14 protein-coding genes and 1 tRNA gene are annotated in these 16639 nt (G+C 58.7%); 5 read left to right on the forward strand and 10 right to left on the reverse strand.

Going from position 1 to position 16639, the window contains the following annotated elements:
* Nucleotides 1-156: 156 nt before the first annotated feature.
* The 3 genes from NW820_RS01955 to NW820_RS01965 all read left to right on the forward strand — a co-directional run bounded on the left by NW820_RS01955 (nt 157) and on the right by NW820_RS01965 (nt 3129).
* Nucleotides 157-423, forward strand: coding sequence for a hypothetical protein (locus NW820_RS01955; RefSeq protein ID WP_414406550.1), 267 nt, complete (start codon nt 157-159; stop codon nt 421-423).
* A gap of 90 nt (nt 424-513) precedes the next feature.
* Nucleotides 514-2220 (forward strand): SulP family inorganic anion transporter, encoded by a 1707-nt coding sequence (locus tag NW820_RS01960; protein WP_414406544.1) that lies wholly within the window; start codon nt 514-516, stop codon nt 2218-2220.
* 69 nt (nt 2221-2289) lie between these two features.
* The gene (locus NW820_RS01965) at nt 2290-3129 is read left to right on the forward strand and encodes a DUF6671 family protein (protein ID WP_414380987.1); all 840 of its coding nucleotides are present in this window, start codon (nt 2290-2292) and stop codon (nt 3127-3129) included.
* Nucleotides 3130-3256: 127 nt separating this feature from the next.
* Here NW820_RS01965 and NW820_RS01970 read toward each other — a convergent pair whose 3' ends face one another.
* The 7 genes from NW820_RS01970 to groES all read right to left on the reverse strand — a co-directional run bounded on the left by NW820_RS01970 (nt 3257) and on the right by groES (nt 11730).
* Nucleotides 3257-4840 (reverse strand): iron uptake porin, encoded by a 1584-nt coding sequence (locus tag NW820_RS01970; RefSeq protein WP_414406545.1) that lies wholly within the window; start codon nt 4838-4840, stop codon nt 3257-3259.
* A 444-nt stretch (nt 4841-5284) separates the two neighbouring features.
* Complete coding sequence (locus NW820_RS01975; RefSeq protein WP_414406546.1) at nt 5285-6871, reverse strand: iron uptake porin; 1587 nt, start codon at nt 6869-6871, stop codon at nt 5285-5287.
* A 299-nt stretch (nt 6872-7170) separates the two neighbouring features.
* A tRNA-Val gene (locus NW820_RS01980) sits at nt 7171-7242 on the reverse strand.
* Between the two features lie 41 nt (nt 7243-7283).
* Nucleotides 7284-8447: a GuaB3 family IMP dehydrogenase-related protein gene (locus NW820_RS01985; protein ID WP_414406547.1), complete on the reverse strand. Its 1164-nt coding sequence runs from the start codon at nt 8445-8447 to the stop codon at nt 7284-7286.
* A 115-nt stretch (nt 8448-8562) separates the two neighbouring features.
* The gene (locus NW820_RS01990) at nt 8563-9357 is read right to left on the reverse strand and encodes a DUF429 domain-containing protein (protein WP_414406548.1); all 795 of its coding nucleotides are present in this window, start codon (nt 9355-9357) and stop codon (nt 8563-8565) included.
* Between the two features lie 336 nt (nt 9358-9693).
* Complete coding sequence (gene groL, locus NW820_RS01995; RefSeq protein WP_011433224.1) at nt 9694-11328, reverse strand: chaperonin GroEL; 1635 nt, start codon at nt 11326-11328, stop codon at nt 9694-9696.
* Nucleotides 11329-11418: 90 nt separating this feature from the next.
* Nucleotides 11419-11730 (reverse strand): co-chaperone GroES, encoded by a 312-nt coding sequence (groES, locus tag NW820_RS02000; protein WP_011433225.1) that lies wholly within the window; start codon nt 11728-11730, stop codon nt 11419-11421.
* Nucleotides 11731-11974: 244 nt separating this feature from the next.
* On the opposite strand from groES, the gene NW820_RS02005 reads away from it, so the two are divergent.
* Nucleotides 11975-12787, forward strand: coding sequence for a PhzF family phenazine biosynthesis protein (locus tag NW820_RS02005; protein WP_414406551.1), 813 nt, complete (start codon nt 11975-11977; stop codon nt 12785-12787).
* 64 nt (nt 12788-12851) lie between these two features.
* Here NW820_RS02005 and NW820_RS02010 read toward each other — a convergent pair whose 3' ends face one another.
* Nucleotides 12852-13835, reverse strand: a complete 984-nt coding sequence (locus NW820_RS02010; protein ID WP_414330455.1) for an apocytochrome f — start codon at nt 13833-13835, stop codon at nt 12852-12854.
* Between the two features lie 122 nt (nt 13836-13957).
* Nucleotides 13958-14476, reverse strand: a complete 519-nt coding sequence (locus NW820_RS02015) for a cytochrome b6-f complex iron-sulfur subunit (protein WP_011433228.1) — start codon at nt 14474-14476, stop codon at nt 13958-13960.
* Between the two features lie 183 nt (nt 14477-14659).
* Here NW820_RS02015 and NW820_RS02020 point away from each other — a divergent pair, with 183 nt between their 5' ends.
* Complete coding sequence (locus NW820_RS02020) at nt 14660-14977, forward strand: DUF3067 family protein (protein ID WP_011433229.1); 318 nt, start codon at nt 14660-14662, stop codon at nt 14975-14977.
* A 123-nt stretch (nt 14978-15100) separates the two neighbouring features.
* Here NW820_RS02020 and NW820_RS02025 read toward each other — a convergent pair whose 3' ends face one another.
* Nucleotides 15101-16441: a hypothetical protein gene (locus tag NW820_RS02025; protein WP_414406549.1), complete on the reverse strand. Its 1341-nt coding sequence runs from the start codon at nt 16439-16441 to the stop codon at nt 15101-15103.
* Nucleotides 16442-16639 lie beyond the last annotated feature (198 nt).

Raw genomic sequence — 16639 nt, forward strand, 5'->3', positions numbered from 1 at the left:
TTGGCGCAGTGGGTTCATGGAAGTTTATCGAGAAGCCAACCTTGGCCGTGGCAGACTGAAGGTGATTGAATTGAGCAGAAAGCTTTTGTATTCCCAGTCTACCATTCGCCCTTTGTGAAGGCTGGCTGACTTCCAGTAGGAGAGGCTCGGTGGTTCATCGGCGGCCCTCTCTACGGCCTCACGGATCAGGATTTACAGATGGGCCAAGCGGAGCTGATCATTACCCTGACCGGCATCGACGACACCTTTTCCCAAACCATCCATGCTCGCCACTCCTACTTGGCCGATGAGATTCTCTGGAACCACCGATTTGCCGATATTCTCCACCTGGACAGCAATGGGCATCGCTATGTGGACTACTCTCACTTTCACACAACTCTACCGGCTCAAGCCCCATGCCCTCGCTTGGAGGGGAATCCTTGAGGGAAACTATAGAAGAAAATCTATTCTCTAGCATGATCTCTATAGTAACGTTCAATGATAGGCTGCCCATAGCGTCGAGGGCTTTGGGGCATGCTGAGCCAAGCGAAAGAACAACAGTCCGGCGGCAAGAGATTTCTGGATTGGCACCGACGTCTGAGCCTAGACAACTGGCGCGGGGATCTCTTCGGCGGGCTGACGACAGCGATTGTTTCCTTGCCGATGGCCTTGGCCTTTGGGGTGGCTTCGGGGGCAGGGCCGGTGGCGGGCTTGTACGGAGCAGTGTGTGTGGGCTTTTTTGCGGCTCTGTTTGGGGGTACGCCCACGCTCATCTCCGAACCCACCGGGCCGATGACTGTGATGATGACGGCGGTGGTTGCTAATGTTACAGCTCGTTACCCGGAGCAGGGGCTGGGGCCGGCCTTCACCGTGGTGATGCTGGGGGGCTTATTTCAGATCCTGTTTGGATCCCTGAAACTGGGTAAATACATCACCCTCATGCCCTACAGCGTTATTTCCGGCTTTATGTCCGGGATCGGCTGGATCATGATTTTGCTGCAGATCCCGCCGCTTTTGGGCCACGCCAGCCAGGGGGGAGTGATTGGGGCGGTGCAGAACCTGCCGACCTACCTGCTCAACCTCAAGATGCCAGAGCTGGGGCTGGGGCTGCTGACGCTTGCCATCCTTTTTGGCTATCCCAAGCCCTGGCGACGGGTGGTGCCGCCGCAGTTGGTGGCTTTGGTGTTGGGAACGCTGGTGGCCAGCTTGTTCATGGCCGATTGGGATTTGCGGCGCATTGGCCCTATCCCCACCGGTTTGCCGCAGTTGCAGTGGCCGCAGTTGCCCTTTGCTTCCCTGGCCAACTTGGTGCTGGATGGGGTGGTGCTGGGGATGCTGGGCTGCATCGACACCCTCTTAACGGCAGTCATTGCTGATAACCTCACCCGCACCCGCCACGACTCCGACCAAGAGCTGATCGGGCAGGGGATCGCTAACTTGGTGTCCGGCTTCATGGGAGGGCTGCCGGGAGCAGGGGCAACCATGGGCACAGTGGTGAACATCCAGTCGGGCGGACGTACCCCTCTAGCCGGCATTACCCGAGCGTTAATCCTGCTGATGGTGGTGCTGTTTGCCGCTCCCCTCACGCAAGGGATCCCAATGGCGGTGCTGGCAGGGATCGCCTTTAAGGTGGGGGTGGATATCCTCGACTGGAGCTTCCTCAAGCGGGCCCACCGCCTTTCCCTCAAAGGGGCAGCCATCATGTACGGAGTGATGTTCATGACGGTGTTTGTGGATCTCATCGCTGCAGTGGGAGTGGGAGTGTTTGTGGCCAACTTGCTCACCATTCAACGCCTCAGCGAGATCCACTCCGAAGAGGTGAAAGCCATTACCGATGCCGATGATGCGGTGGATCTCACTCCCCGTGAGAGGGAATTGTTGCGACAGGGACGCGGCCAGGTGTTGCTGTTTTACCTGAGCGGGCCGATGATCTTCGGGGTTTCCCAAGCCATTTCCCGCCAACATCAGGCGGTGGCCTCCTGCCAAGCGCTGGTGGTGGATCTATCAGATGTGCCGATGCTGGGAGTTTCGGCGACGCTATCCTTGGAAAATGCCATCCGCGAGGCCCTGGATCGGGGCAAACAGGTGTGGATTGTTGGGGCCAAGGGCCGGATCCGGCAGCGCCTGGAAAACCTACATTTGCCGCTGCCCCCAGAGCGGTTTGTGGACAGCCGTGAGGTGGCTTTGGCCGAGGCTGTTGCCCAGTTGGGCTTGCCGCTCGAGGCCAGTCCCCTGGTTTGAGTAACCCCAATTGGCCTGAGCCACAAAGCTGCGGGATCCGTTTGCCAGATCCAGGTTAAGTCTAAGTCTATGCAATGGAAGGGTCGGGTCGCCTACTTGGCAACCATGCATCGCAAAGAGCAGGTCATCGGCCCTCTCTTGGCCGAACATTTGGGGATCCAAGTTCAAGTAGTAGCTTTCGACACCGACCAACTGGGCACCTTCTCGCGGGAGCGGCCCCGACCGGGGGATCCCATCCACACTCTGCGCCTGAAGATTGCAAGGGCTTTGCAGGATCATCCTGAAGCTCTGGGCTTGGCCAGCGAGGGATCCTTTGGCCCCCACCCCCAGATCCCCTGGATCCCTTGGAATCAGGAGTGGGTCATGCTCAGGGTTTTTGAACCCGGCGCGGAGCCCTTGGAGCTGGTCGGCTATGCAGAGAGCACCCAAACCAATTTCAGCCATCGCTGGGTGCAGAGCTGGGCAGAAGCGCTGGACTTTGCCCAAAGGGCGGGTTTTCCCCAGCACGCCCTGATCGCCCTCGACCAGCCAGAAAAGCCCCAGGTTATCCACAAAGGAATCCAAGACGAAGCAACCCTGAAGCAGGTGGTGGGGGAGCTGCTGGCTCGGCAGGGTGGCCTGCATCTGGAAACCGACATGCGGGCCCTGTACAACCCAACCCGGCTCCAAGTCATCGCAGCCGCCACCCAAAACCTAATCGCCAAAGCCCAAAGCCTGTGCCCGGCCTGCGGCACTCCTGGCTACTGGCAGATCCGCTCGGTCTCTGGACTGCCCTGCGGCCAATGTGGCGCCCCCACCCCCGTGGCCAAGGCTTGGGTATATGGCTGTGCTCGCTGTTCCCACACCCACACCGAGCCTGTGGCAGAGCCCTGGGCGGATCCCGCTCAGTGTGCCTTTTGTAATCCCTAGCTTTGTCCCAAGCTTGACGTCAAGCCCAGGCTTTCATCCCCCCAGAGGGGCTGATGTAAGAGAATAGGGATCCAACCCAGTGGATCCCTACTTAGCAACTTGGATGTCAGCGCAGGGATTTTAAGAACTAGAAAGTAAACACAGCTCGCAAGACACCCACGCCGATGGTTGGATCGGTATCCCCAGACTTGCTAGGCCCACCATTGGGATTGCTCACAAAGTAGGCTGCCGGGGTAAGGGTGAGGTACTCGTTCACCGGGAAGCTGTAGTAAACATCCACGATGAAAGGACGGCTGTCAAAAACTCCCTCCTCGGTGCTGACAATCGGTTGGCCAAACACCACACCGCCCTGAGCACCCTCAATGAAGAGATCCGGGAAAGCAAAGCCAAACAGGAACCCGTTGAAATCTTCATCACCCGGATCAATGGTGCCAGCCGGTACCACGTTGGGCAAGTTGTAATCCACATTGCCAGCAGTAAACCAGCCGGATACGGTAATTCGAGGGCTAAGCTCCCAGTTGGCTGCGACTGTAAAGGCGTTTACCTGCGCAGAGACATTGACCTGCGGTTCTCTTACCGGCCCGCGGAAGAGAGCTGTGCCTGTGGCCAGGAAGGTAGGACCGTTATTTGCTTGCTGCAGGTAGGTACTGGCAAACTGCAGGTAAATCTCTAGATTTTCATTCGGCAGGAAGCCCAGCTCCACCGCGTGGGCACTGTCGCTACCGGTTATACCGCTGTCGCCGAAGCCGTTGCCCAAGGCTTGAGCGTTCCTGGTGCTGTAGCTGTAGGCCAAGCGTAGTTGATCCGAGAGTCGGTAGCGGAAGCCAAACAGAGCTCCACCTGGCACGTCCGCCGTGGAGTTGGGAGCGTCGGCGAAGTCGGAGAGAGCTTCGAAGGGTGTGCTGTAGTTGAATACATCGAACACACCTGAGCCAACGATACCCGTGTAGATGGTAGCTGCTCGGTTGAAAGCTGGGAATTGGTAGATCAGCTTGGCCAGGGTGAAAGTGCCGCCGCCACGGCCGCCAAACTCAAGGCCGGGATCCCCATCAAAGAACTCAGTCACAGCATCGCGAGCTTGGAGACGAATGCGCAGGCGATCGCGACCCACAAAAGAAGCATCGAAGTTCAAGCGTACCCGATAGGGAAGAGTCATGTTGGCTTGGTTTTGCTCTGCTACTACCTTCCCATCAACAACTCTGTCTTCCGTGAGAGCGCTGCCTACAACAGCGGCGATGACTTGGGCATTCAACTTGGTAACCGGGTTGAAGACCTTCCCTTTCAAATCAGTAACATCGGCTTCCAGGGCATCCACCCGCCCGCGCAGGGCTGCCAGCTCAGCAGCAAATTCCTCTTGCAAGCGCTGCAGAGTGGCCAAGTCTTCCTTGGAGACTTTGTCGGCCAAACCGGCTGCAATCAACTCATTGATGCGATCCAAGCAGGCGTTCATACCGGCGGCAAACTCAAAGCGAGTCATAGCCCGGTTGCCGCGGAAGGTGCGGTCAGGGTAGCCGGCAATACAACCGTAGCGCTCCACCAAGGATTGCAGGGCTTGGAAGGCCCAGTCGGTGGGCTGCACATCCGAAAGCTCAGAGATGGAGGTGACCGGCCCGGTAGCTTGGGCATAAGCCACTCCAGGGGTCAGGATCGCTGCTGCACCCAGAGTGCCGGCCAGCAGCGTTTTCCAGTAGTTCGCGTGTTTCGCGGGCATGTTTCTCTCCTTGTTCTTTTCCTCACACCTTTTTGGCTGTAGGGATGTCTTCTAGAGGTAACCAATTGCCTAACTCAAGAACAAGTCTGGCAACTGCGGACTTCGGTGAAGACATGATGTGGAGATTATGATACAGCCGAAGTCCACATCCTCTTGCTGTCCGGCCTGCCCTACAGTTAATGCGGTGTCCCCACATCTGTGGCCAAGACATGGGTATCTGTTCCCGCCATTCTCACACCTACACCGAGCCTGTGGCAAAGACCTGGGCAGATCTCACGCAGTGCGCTTTTTGTAGCCCATGGCCTCGTCTTAAGCTCAACCTCAAGCTCTTCAATGCCAGCATCCTTATCCCCACAGAGGAGTTGATTATTCTTATTCAATGAAGGGATCCACCGTAGTGGATCCCTGCCTGGCAATTTGGCTGTAAGCGTGAGGAGCTAGGAACTAGAAAGTAAACACAGCTCGCAAAGCCCCCACGCCAATGGTTGGGTCGTTGTCTCCGGGTCTGCCGCCATTGGGGTTGCTCACAAAGTAGGCAGCGGGCGTTAGAGTAATGTACTCGTTGACCGGGAAGCTGTAGTAGACGTCCACAACGAAGGGGCGAGTATCCCACACTCCGTCGTTGTCGGCAGTCACAATTGGCTGGCCAAACACAATACCACCTTTGGCACCCTCCACGAAGAGGTCGGGGAAAACAAAGCCAAGGAGGAAACCGTTAAAGTCTTCCTCTCCCGGATCCACAGTACCAGCCGGTACCACATTGGGCAGGTTGTAATCCACATTGCCAGCCGTAAACCAGCCAGACAAGGTAATGCGAGGGCTGATCTCCCAGTTGGCTGCGAACGTAAAAGCATTCACCCGTGCAGAGACATTGACCTGCGTTCCTCTTCCTCTTACCGGTCCACGGAAGAGACTTTTACCCGTGGCCAGGAAGGTGGGGCCGTCGTTCGCCTGCTGCAGGTAGGTGGAAGCAAACTGAAGGTAAAACTCCAAGCCCTTGGTTGGCAAGAAGCCCAGCTCGACGGTGTGAGCGCTATCATCACCTGTCAAGCCACTGTCGCCAAAGCCTCTCCCCAGAGCTTGACCTCTTCTGGTGCTGTAGGCGTAGGCTAAACGAAACTGGTCGCTCAAACGGTAGCGAAAACCAAATAGGGTTCCGCTGGGCACATCTGCCGTAGAGTTGGGAGCATCGGCAAAGTCCGACAGGGCATCAAAGGGCGTGCTGTACTGCAGAACGCTCGACACTCCCGTACCCGTAATGCCCGTGTAGATAGTAGCAGCGCGGTCGAAAGCAGGGAATTGATAAACCAGCTGGGCAAGGGTGAAGGTACCACCCGCACCCCCCTGGAAGCCAACGCCTGGGTCACCCTCAAAGAAGGTGGTTACCGCATCGCGAGCTTGGAGACGAATGCGCAGGCGATCGCGACCCACAAAAGAAGCATCGAAGTTCAAGCGTACCCGATAGGGAAGAGTCATGTTGGCTTGGTTTTGCTCTGCTACTACCTTCCCATCAACAACTCTGTCTTCCGTGAGAGCGCTGCCTACAACAGCGGCGATGACTTGGGCATTCAACTTGGTAACCGGGTTGAAGACCTTCCCTTTCAAATCAGTAACATCGGCTTCCAGGGCATCCACCCGCCCGCGCAGGGCTGCCAGCTCAGCAGCAAATTCCTCTTGCAAGCGCTGCAGAGTGGCCAAGTCTTCCTTGGAGACTTTGTCGGCCAAACCGGCTGCAATCAACTCATTGATGCGATCCAAGCAGGCGTTCATACCGGCGGCAAACTCAAAGCGAGTCATAGCCCGGTTGCCGCGGAAGGTGCGGTCAGGGTAGCCGGCAATACAACCGTAGCGCTCCACCAAGGATTGCAGGGCTTGGAAGGCCCAGTCGGTGGGCTGCACATCCGAAAGCTCAGAGATGGAGGTGACCGGCCCGGTAGCTTGGGCATAAGCCACTCCAGGGGTCAGGATCGCTGCTGCACCCAGAGTGCCGGCCAGCAGCGTTTTCCAGTAGTTCGCGTGTTTCGCGGGCATGTTTCTCTCCTTGTTCTTTTCCTCACACCTTTTTGGCTGTAGGGATGTCCTCATAGAAGCGACAAACTGCCTACCTCAACAACGAGCCTGGCAATCGCGGACTCTGGGAAGACATGATACAGCCGAAGTCCACATCGTCTACCACTTTACACACTTTCTGCGCGAGACTCAATGCGAGACCCAACTGCGGTAGATGATCGAGGCTCGATATCCACTACTCTACCTCAGGGATCCGGCTCTGGCTAGCGGGTGTATCTCAAACTGAGACAGAGCTCTCAAGCTGCAAGCTCCGGTGGGGATGGGCGGTACCGGACTCGAACCAGTGACATCCTGCTTGTAAGGCAGGCGCTCTACCGCTGAGCTAACCGCCCCCGAGGGATCCCAGTCCACCGAGTTTAGCATTCCCAAAGGACTATTTCCCCATACCCAAGCTCTGCGCCTTCTGGTACACCTTCCCCTCTGTGAGCAGGGAAGGGGCAATGCAGATCTCCACCTGCTGCATTTCTCGAAGATTGGCAGCCCCCAGGGTGGCCATGCTAGTGCGCAGAGCACCCCAGAGGTTGTGGGTGCCGTCGTCCAGGCGGGCGGGGCCGCGCAAGATTTCTTCCAAGGTGCCGGTGGATCCCACGCGGATGCGGGTGCCGCGGGGCAAGATGGGGCTGGGGGTGGCCATGCCCCAGTGAAAGCCGCGACCGGGGGCTTCATGGGCGCGGGCCAAGGGGGATCCGATCATCACTGCGTCGGCTCCACAGGCGATGGCCTTGCAAATATCGCCGCCGGTCACCAATCCGCCATCGGCAATGATGGGAACGTAGGCGCCGGTTTCCGCCAAAAACTGCTCCCGTGCAGCGGCACAGTCGGCAATCGCTGTAGCCTGTGGTACCCCCACCCCCAACACGCCGCGGGAGGTACAGGCAGCCCCCGGGCCGATCCCCACCAAGACACCGGCAGCTCCGGCCTGCATCAGCTCCAGAGCGACATCGTAGGTAACGCAGTTGCCCACCACAACAGGAATGGGCATCGACCGGCAAAATTGGGCCAGATCCAGCAGTTCCATGCCTTCGGGAACCTTGTGGTGGACGGAAACTACCGTGGCCTGAACGAAGAACAGATCCCCCCCGGCTTCCGCCACCAGGGGGCCGTATTGGGCGGCGTGGGCGGGCACGCAGCTAGCGGCGGCAATGGCGCCAGCAGCTTTGATCTGGCGGATGCGTTCTTGGATTAGCTCTGGCTTCACCGGCTCGCTGTAGAGGCGCTGCATTAGGGGCACAAACTCGTCTTTGCCCACCGACGCGATCTGAGCCAACACCTCATCGGGATCGGCGTAGCGGGTTTGGATGCCATCCAGGTTCAACACCCCGAAAGCTCCCAGCTCCGAGAGCAAAATGGCCATTCGCACATCCACCACGCCATCCATGGCGCTGGCGATGATGGGGATTTGCCGTTGGATCCCTCCCAGAGTGAAGTGGGTATCCACCAGGCTGGGATCCAGCGTTCGTCTGCCTGGGGCCAGCGCGATTTCATCCAGCCCGTAAGCGCGTCTTGCCTGCCGATTGCGGCCCAGTTGCACGTCCATTTTTCCCCTGTTCTGCGGATCCCTTGTTTTTATCATGCCGCCAAGGAGGGATCCAAGGCTAGCGAGAGTTTTGTTCTTCTGGTTGGGATTTCCACCTGCGATCCCGGAGCGGGTCTCAATCCGCCCCAAAGGTTCGAGGGGGCAGGGGCGTGAAAATGTGCCCTTCTTGCAGGGTGCCGAAACTGCGGCAGCGCTCGGATCCCCAACGGAACCCGTAGAGGGCGATGTAGGCACACATCAACGCATCCACCTGATCTTCGTAGTTTTTGAGTCGACGGCCCTTGAGGGATCCCACCTCCACTTGAAGCAGCTCCTCGTGGCCCTGGAGAGCCGGGTCAGCGGCAGCCAGAGAGCGCAGATGATGCTGGTAAAGTTGCCAAGCTTGTTGCCGTTCCGGCCAGGTGCGTCGAGGGCGGGCCTTGTATTTTAGAGTGCGGCTGAGGCCAAAGAGGCTGACCAAGGCGCTGTGGGGGAAGACCTCGGTCACTTGGCGGGTAAGTTTTCCTCGCTCGATGCTGGCCTGCTCCCGAAAGCCATAACTGGCTAGGGCTTGCACCAAGGCTTCCCCTCTCACCTGGCCGTTTTTTTCTAGAAGCCGGCGGTTGGCTGGGTGGGCCCCGGCTGCATAGGCGCGAAACACCCGGTTCAGTTCGGCCTCGGCCCGCCGTTGTCCTGTGAGGTTGGGAACCCGCAAGGGCGCATCCACCGCCACCAAGCAGGGATCCCCTCCCGCCTGAGCTTGAATGTAGTCCAGGATCTCCTCATCCGTTTGGAGAATGCGGCTATCGACCAGATGGCCTGTCAAGTTCTGCCTGCCGGGATCCCCGAGCTGGACTCGCAGCGTGGCCAGACCGGAAGGGTTGCGGGGCGACCAAGCCAGATCCAGGCCAATGCAAATCAACTGAGCCACACCGCCTTCCCCTTTTCCTCAAGTTCGACAGATCAAAGCCATTTCCAAGAGCCAGTTTGAGGCAGTTCCCGATTGCATGGCTCCGGCGCCCTCACCCCCAGCCCCTCTCCCAAAGGTAGAGGGGGATCAACGTCACAGACAGTTGCGCTGCTGTTGCATGGGTATTGGGAATGATCCCGCCAGCTCGCCTGTCTTGATAAAAAATAAAAATCCATAAAAAAGGGATCCCACCAGGGGATCCCGAAAGATTCATCCAAGATGCCTGGCCAGGAAGCGAAGTGCCCATGGGCTCTTCGGTGAGCCTCAGGGATCCACCTCGCTGTGGCGGTCAACGGATTAGTAGTCGTAGTCACTCATGCCGCTGCCGCTGCTTGCCGGCGTGTTGGTTTTGGGCTCCGGCTTGTCCACCACGATCGCTTCAGTGGTCAGCACCATCCCCGCAATGGAAGCAGCGTTTTGCAGGGCAGAACGGGTAACCTTGGCCGGGTCTACAATGCCCGCCTCGAACATATCCACGAAGGCGTCGTTCTGAGCATCGTAGCCGGTGTTGAAGGGCTTATCTTTCACCCGCTCCAGCACAATGGAGCCGTTTTGGCCGGCGTTCTCAGCAATGCGGCGCAGCGGAGCGCCCAGAGCGCGGGCGACCAGGTTGGCCCCCACCAGTTCATCGCCGGACAGGTTGGCTTGCGCCCACTCGGTTACCACTGGGATCAGGTGTGCCAAGGTGGTACCGCCGCCGGGAACGATCCCTTCTTCTACCGCCGCTTTGGTGGCGTTGATGGCATCTTCCAGGCGCAACTTGCGGTCTTTCATCTCGGTTTCAGTGGCCGCGCCCACTTTGATCACCGCTACACCGCCGGAGAGTTTGGCCAAGCGCTCTTGCAGTTTTTCTTTGTCGTAGGTGGAGTCGGTTTCCTCAATTTGGCGACGAATTTGCTCGCAACGGGCTTTCACAGCCGCTTCGTTGCCTTCCGCCACGATGGTGGTGTTGTCCTTGGTCACCGTGACGCGACGGGCAGTGCCGAAGGAATCGAGGCGAGCGTTCTCCAGCTTCAGGCCGCGCTCTTCGCTGATCACCTCACCGCCGGTCAGGATGGCGATGTCTTCCAGCATGGCCTTGCGGCGATCCCCAAAGCCAGGCGCTTTCACCGCCACCACGCTCAGCACACCCCGCAGCTTGTTCACCACCAGGGTGGCCAGCGCTTCTTTCTCAATGTCTTCGGCGATGATCAGCAGGGGACGACCGGCGCGGGCCACCTGCTCCAGAACCGGTACCAGGTCTTGCACCAGGGTGATCTTCTTATCGGTGATGAGGATGTAGGGGTTTTCCAGAACCGCTTCCATCCGCTCGGTGTCGGTGACGAAGTAAGGGGAGATGTAGCCCTTGTCGAAGCGCATCCCTTCCGTCACTTCCAGCTCGGTGGTCATGGACTTGCCTTCTTCCAGGGAGATCACCCCTTCGCGGCCCACCTTGTCCATGGCCTCGGCAATCATACGGCCCACTTCTTCATCGTTACCGGCGGAAATGGCCGCCACCTGGGCAATGGCTTTGGAATCTTCGACCGGGCGGGCATGTTCGGCGATTTTGTCTACCAAAAACTTCACCGCCTTGTCGATCCCCCGCTTTAGGGCAATCGGGTTGGCGCCGGCAGCCACGTTTTTCAGACCTTCTTTCACCATGGCGTGAGCCAAGACCGTGGCCGTGGTGGTGCCATCCCCAGCCGTGTCATTGGTCTTGGAAGCCGCCTGCCGGATCAAGGAAACGCCTGTGTTCTCAATGTGGTCTTCCAGCTCGATTTCTTTGGCAATGGTTACCCCGTCGTTGATGATTTGGGGGGCGCCAAACTTCTTCTCCAGCACGACGTTGCGCCCTTTGGGACCCAGGGTAACGGCTACGGCTTCTGCCAAAATATCCATGCCGTGCTCTAGAGCGCGGCGGGCTTCTTCACTGAAGATGATTGATTTGGCCATAGTCAACCTCTCCGATGCAAATGCAGGTAAGGGTGAAACAGAGTCTTAAGGATTCAATCGTTCGTTGAACTGCTGCTGAATCACTGACCATTACTGAACAATGGCGAGAATGTCCCGCTCGGCCAACAGCACATATTCATCGCTGCCCAGCTTGACTTCGGTTCCGGCATACTTGGAGTAGAGCACTTTGTCGCCGGCTTTCAGTTCCATCGGGATCAGCTTGCCCTCGTCGTTGCGCTTGCCAGGGCCAACAGCAACCACTTCCCCCACCTGGGGCTTTTCCTTGGCAGTGTCCGGCAAGAAGATCCCACCTGCGGTTTTCTCGTCCTGCTGAGCGATTTTGACCAGCACGCGGTCGCCCAGCGGCTTCAGGGTAGAGACGTTAAGAGCTACTGCAGCCATGACGAATGTCCTCCGTGATCCTAAAGCACGAAGCTGAAGTTTTCATTTCCATTAGTTCCACTTCCCCGAAGGGAAGCGACTTAGCACTCTCGACTTACGAGTGCTAGTTTATCAGCCAACTTTCTGGCCTGACAATAGCCTCTGTCGGTGGGATCCCGCTTTTGGCGGGTACGGTCGGGGTGCGGATCCCCCTACTTTGGGGTCTGCTGTGGGATCATGACCTGAGTTGGGCTTGGTTGAGAAGGTGTGGATCCCGTTGTTTCAGGTGGATGCGTTTACGGCAGTGCCTTTTGCAGGTAACCCCGCGGCGGTGTGTTTGCTGCCTCAGGAGCTGCCGCAGGCACTGATGCAGGCCATTGCCGCAGAGAACAATTTGTCGGAGACGGCTTTTTTACTTCCCCAGGGATCCCAGGGCGAGGTTCCCCACTATGGGCTGCGCTGGTTTACTCCCACCACGGAGGTGAATCTCTGTGGCCACGCCACCTTGGCCAGCGCCTATGTGCTGTTGACGGAGGTGCATCCTGAGGCGGAGAGGGTAGCCTTTTCCACCCGCAGTGGCCTGTTGCAGGTGCGGCGGCAGGGGGATCGCCTGGCCATGGATTTTCCTGCTCAAACTCCGGAACCTTGGCCAGAAGCCAAGGAGCAGGTGGCAGCAGCTTTGGGGATCCCACCCGTGGAGCTATACCGGGGGGACATGGGGGTGGCGGTGCTGGCTTCGGCGGGACAGGTGCAGCAGGTGCAACCGGATCTGGCTCAGGTTCAAGCGCTCCCCGTTCCGGGGTTGATCGTCACAGCCTCTGGGGCGGATCTAGAGGATGGGCCGGATTTTGTCTGCCGCGTTTTTGCTCCTCGGCTGGGGATCCCGGAGGATCCGGTGACGGGATCCGCCCAGTGTCTTTTGATGCCCTATTGGGCCAAACGCCTGGGCCGACTTGATTTGAAGGCTCACCAGCTCTCGGCCCGCGGGGGCGAGCTGTGGTGCCGAGATCGAGGCTCACGGGTGGAGATTGCTGGGCAAGCGGTGCTGGTGATCAGAGGAGAGCTGAGGCTGCCTTAGAACCCTACCGAACAAAAAACACCCCGGATATGCTTCCGAGGTGCAGGCTAGGAAAGAGCTTGAGCTAGCCGAGGATTTCGGCGGCTTGAATGAGCTCCACCTGCTTTTTCTTCAGCACCAACAGCACCTGGGTAATGGTAATGGCTGCCAGGAAGGCCACCAGCCATTTCACCCGCTCCGGGCTTTGCAGCACCAGATCCCGCTCCACCTGGCCAAAGCCGCCCACATTGGGATTGTTGGTGACGGGATCCCCTTCTTTGACGCTGTCGCCAACGGCAACCACCAGCTCCGGCCCAGGTGGCACCACCAGGTTTTGGATCCCACTTTCGCTCTCGAAGCTGAGAACCCGCGTGCCTGGCAGCTCATATTCCGGGGGCACCAGGCTGGCCAATTCAGCCGGCAGATCGCTGATATCGGAGTCGAGGGTGGCAATGTTGACCAGACGCCCCGTGGCTGGGGCGCGGAAGACGTTGTTGTTGCTGAGGCTGCCGTCGGGGTTGAGCTGACCGCGACCCCGGTTGGCCCCAATGTAAACGCGATACTTCATGAAGGCCACCGAGGGATCCTCTTTCGGGTCAGGGGCCACCACTGGAAAGACGATTTCTTGATGCTGCTCGCCCGGCAAAGGCCCGACCAAGAGGATATTGGGCTTCGCGTCGCTGTAGGGGGTGATGTAGGTCTCGGCAGTTTCTTGCCGCTGTTCCTCGGTCATCTCGGCTTCGGTGGCTAAACGGAAGCCCTCCGGCAAGACCACCACCGCGCCCACATTCAACCCACCCTTGCTGCCGTCTGCCAGCACCTGCTGCTTGCTCAGGTCATAAGGGATCCCAACTTTGATGGTGAACACCTGGCCGGGGGTGACGGCCTGGGGCACCTCGGCGCGAGTGGGCATGGCGTTCAGGTGGCAGTTGGCACAGACAATTTTTCCGGTCGCCTCGCGGGGGTTGTCGTAGGCCATCTGGGCGTAATAGGGGTAGGCTGCCGCCGGACGTGCCCCCATCCCCAGCAACAGCAGCAGCCCACAGAAGGCCAAGCAGATTCGCTTCATAACTCTCAGCTCAGAATGAATTTCCATCACAGGTTTAGGACACAGTCTTGGAACAGCCATCTCGACAATTTGCCCCAAATCGTTCGGCAAAAGCCGGCACAGCCAGCGGGATCCCTTGCCCTTTAGGTTTCCCGGAAATCGGGGCCTTGCCAAGGGCTGAAGCGGACGTTGTCGCCATCCACAGTGGCGCTCACCAGCTCCAGCGAGCGGGGAGCCGGTCCCCGGATCACCTTGCCATTGGCCGCATACTGGGATCCGTGGCAAGGGCACTTAAACAAATTTTCCCCCACATTCCAGGGCACCACGCAGCCGAGGTGGGTACAAACCGCGTTGAGGCCATAGTTGGCCACCGCCCCGTTGTCGATCACGATGTAGGTGGGATCCCCCTTCAAACCTTGGGCCAGCACCCGATCCGTAGCGGCATGGGTGGCCAACAGTTCACTGACGCTGATGGGCTTGCCGAGGGCGTCCTGAGCGATGAGGCCTTCCCCCCCTCCACCGGCAGAGGGCGGAATAAAGTACTTCACCACCGGGTAGAGGGCGCCCACCACCACGACTCCCACAGAGCCGCTGAGCAGGGCATTGAGAAGAACCCGCCGGCTCATGGGGGGCGCTTCAAAGTTGCTAACCGCTTCCGTCATAATGGCAAATGCAGACCTGAGAAGTTTTAACGTTCGTTGACAAGCGACATCATCCTAACCGACCCCTCTGGCCAATATCGTTAAGAAATGCAACGCTGTAAGAGGCCGTGGCCTTCCTTCCCAAGGTGAGCGGCCCACCCAGCGCGATTGGAGCCAGATCCAAGCCAGCCTCAGACAAGTCTGATGAAGGGATCCGACTTTCAAGCTTTGTTGCGCGAGAAGTGGGGCTATTCCTACGACGTACAGTTGCGGCGTATCCAGCAGAAGGTGGTGCTGCTGGTGATGTGGCGCTACCTGGAGCAGCCCTCCTTCCCCTTGAGCGAGGCCGAGTATTTGGCCCACTTGGAGAACGTGCTGGCCCATTTGCAGGCTTGGGGGGTGTGGGAAGCGGTGCGTCGGGAAATCGAAGCCACCCGTCAGAGACCCCGTATGGGCAAAGCGGTGGCCATTCCTCTGGATTTGCAGAAGGTGGGGGAGCGGGTCTCGGAGTGGTTGCTGTGAGTTCTCCTGGGGAGAAAGAAGTCCAAGCAAACCCAAGCGCCGGATTCTCCGGCTGGGCAAGAAACTCGAATGGGTCTCAGCTCAAACGGCAGACCGGGAGTTTGCCCAACGGCCATGACCTCTCTAGAGGGGACGCGGCTTGCGCACTTGTTCGGTTTCGGGGCGATCCTGCTGAGCTTCGGATTCCAAAAGTTGGCGGAATGCCGGCTCGTCCAGACGGTAGTCCCGCTGCTCGATCAAATCCCGGTCGGTTGAGTAAATGGTGTCTGACTCTGGCACAACTTCTTGACGGCGGAAGCGGCGGGCAAAGTTGAGTTTGCGCAGCAGCGCCTCTGTGGGATGCTGCAGATGCTCTCGCCAAAGCTGCCGGACACGATTGCGACGCTCCACTCCCTGGTTACGGATTTGCAAGGCTAGCCAGCGAACGGCGGGCACCGCCAAAAACAGCGTGCCGTAGAGGAAGAGGAAGCCGATCAACGGGTAGATGAAGGCCAAAAAAGCATTGCTGCCGGCTGCCGCTGCCACCTCCTCCCGTGCCCCATAGAGAATGGCGGCCAGAAAGAAATTGAGAACTCCCAAGCCTCCTGCCAGGGTCAGTTGACCAGGCGTGGCCCGGCTGAACACCCAAGGTTTCTCCTGCAACACTTCGGGGATCCTCTTGGGATCACGCTCTGAGGCGGCCACCTGCAGTTCCGGAAAGCGGTAGACAATGTCCCCGTCCTCGCTGACCTCCGGCTGACCGTCGAACTTGAGCAAAATGGGCAGCATGTAATCTTCGTATTCCAAGGCCGGGGATCCCGGCTCCACATCCAGATAGGGCAACACCTGTTCCGCTGCGATCACCCCCCCATTGGCACGAATCAGTTGGCCAATGAGGGCATAGCGCTCCTCCTCCAGGTTGGCATTGGGATCCCCGTCCCCAAAGAGGAAGCTGTACACCGCTTCCAGGAAGTTCAGCTCGGATTTTTGCGGCTGGCGGGGGCGCGTCCGACCGGAGTAGCTGCCATAGTAGGGATAGGGATCCCAGAAGGGGTTGCCGATCCAAAGGTTGGGGAAGTAATAAAACCCTATCCCCCGCGATCGGCTGCGATTGTCCTGCTCGCGGCTGCTGGCCATTTGCAAGGCAATCAACGCTAGGACAATCAAGACAATCGACACCACCAGCAGGATGCCGAAGGAGATGCGCAGCCCATAGAGGAAGCCCCCCCACAACCGGCGACGCAGGGCTGCTAGCCGATCCTGCTGCTCCTTGCGCTTGAGAATGCTGCGAAAATCCGGCGGGAAAACATAGGTAATCTCCCCCTGCCGGGAAACCTGGAGATGCCCCTCCGCCTTTTGGGCCAAATTCAGTAGCTCTTGTTTGGCCTCGTGTAAAGCTAAGCCCGTGCTGGATGCAATATCTCCCAAGGTGACCCGCAGGCCCAACTGTTCCACTGCATCCATCACCAATGTTTGGGTAGCCACTCTTAACCTCCGCTTTCTGCCCCAATTGCCGAGGAGCCTGTCGGGATCCCTAGGACGCAGATCCTCTCCCCTGAGCTAGACCTAGCGTCTCCTCTATTCCCAGTATCTCCCCACTAACCCAGCAGCGGCGAGGGTTATACCCGCCTCTAGGGCAGCCAAGCCATCACGGCCAGCAGGGTCGAGAGGATCCCGATCAAC

Source organism: Synechococcus sp. R55.7 (genome assembly GCF_047461955.1).
Taxonomy (GTDB): Bacteria; Cyanobacteriota; Cyanobacteriia; order Thermostichales; family Thermostichaceae; genus Thermostichus.

What these genes read in the sequence shown, in the direction of transcription:
- groES (WP_011433225.1), bottom strand. Translation starts at nt 11,730, where the DNA reads ATGGCTGCAGTAGCTCTTAACGTCTCTACCCTGAAGCCGCTGGGCGAC.
- NW820_RS02010 (WP_414330455.1), bottom strand. Translation starts at nt 13,835, where the DNA reads ATGAAGCGAATCTGCTTGGCCTTCTGTGGGCTGCTGCTGTTGCTGGGG.
- NW820_RS01975 (WP_414406546.1), bottom strand. Translation starts at nt 6,871, where the DNA reads ATGCCCGCGAAACACGCGAACTACTGGAAAACGCTGCTGGCCGGCACT.
- groL (WP_011433224.1), bottom strand. Translation starts at nt 11,328, where the DNA reads ATGGCCAAATCAATCATCTTCAGTGAAGAAGCCCGCCGCGCTCTAGAG.
- NW820_RS01960 (WP_414406544.1), top strand. Translation starts at nt 514, where the DNA reads ATGCTGAGCCAAGCGAAAGAACAACAGTCCGGCGGCAAGAGATTTCTG.
- NW820_RS02015 (WP_011433228.1), bottom strand. Translation starts at nt 14,476, where the DNA reads ATGACGGAAGCGGTTAGCAACTTTGAAGCGCCCCCCATGAGCCGGCGG.
- NW820_RS02020 (WP_011433229.1), top strand. Translation starts at nt 14,660, where the DNA reads ATGAAGGGATCCGACTTTCAAGCTTTGTTGCGCGAGAAGTGGGGCTAT.
- NW820_RS01965 (WP_414380987.1), top strand. Translation starts at nt 2,290, where the DNA reads ATGCAATGGAAGGGTCGGGTCGCCTACTTGGCAACCATGCATCGCAAA.
- NW820_RS01985 (WP_414406547.1), bottom strand. Translation starts at nt 8,447, where the DNA reads ATGGACGTGCAACTGGGCCGCAATCGGCAGGCAAGACGCGCTTACGGG.
- NW820_RS01970 (WP_414406545.1), bottom strand. Translation starts at nt 4,840, where the DNA reads ATGCCCGCGAAACACGCGAACTACTGGAAAACGCTGCTGGCCGGCACT.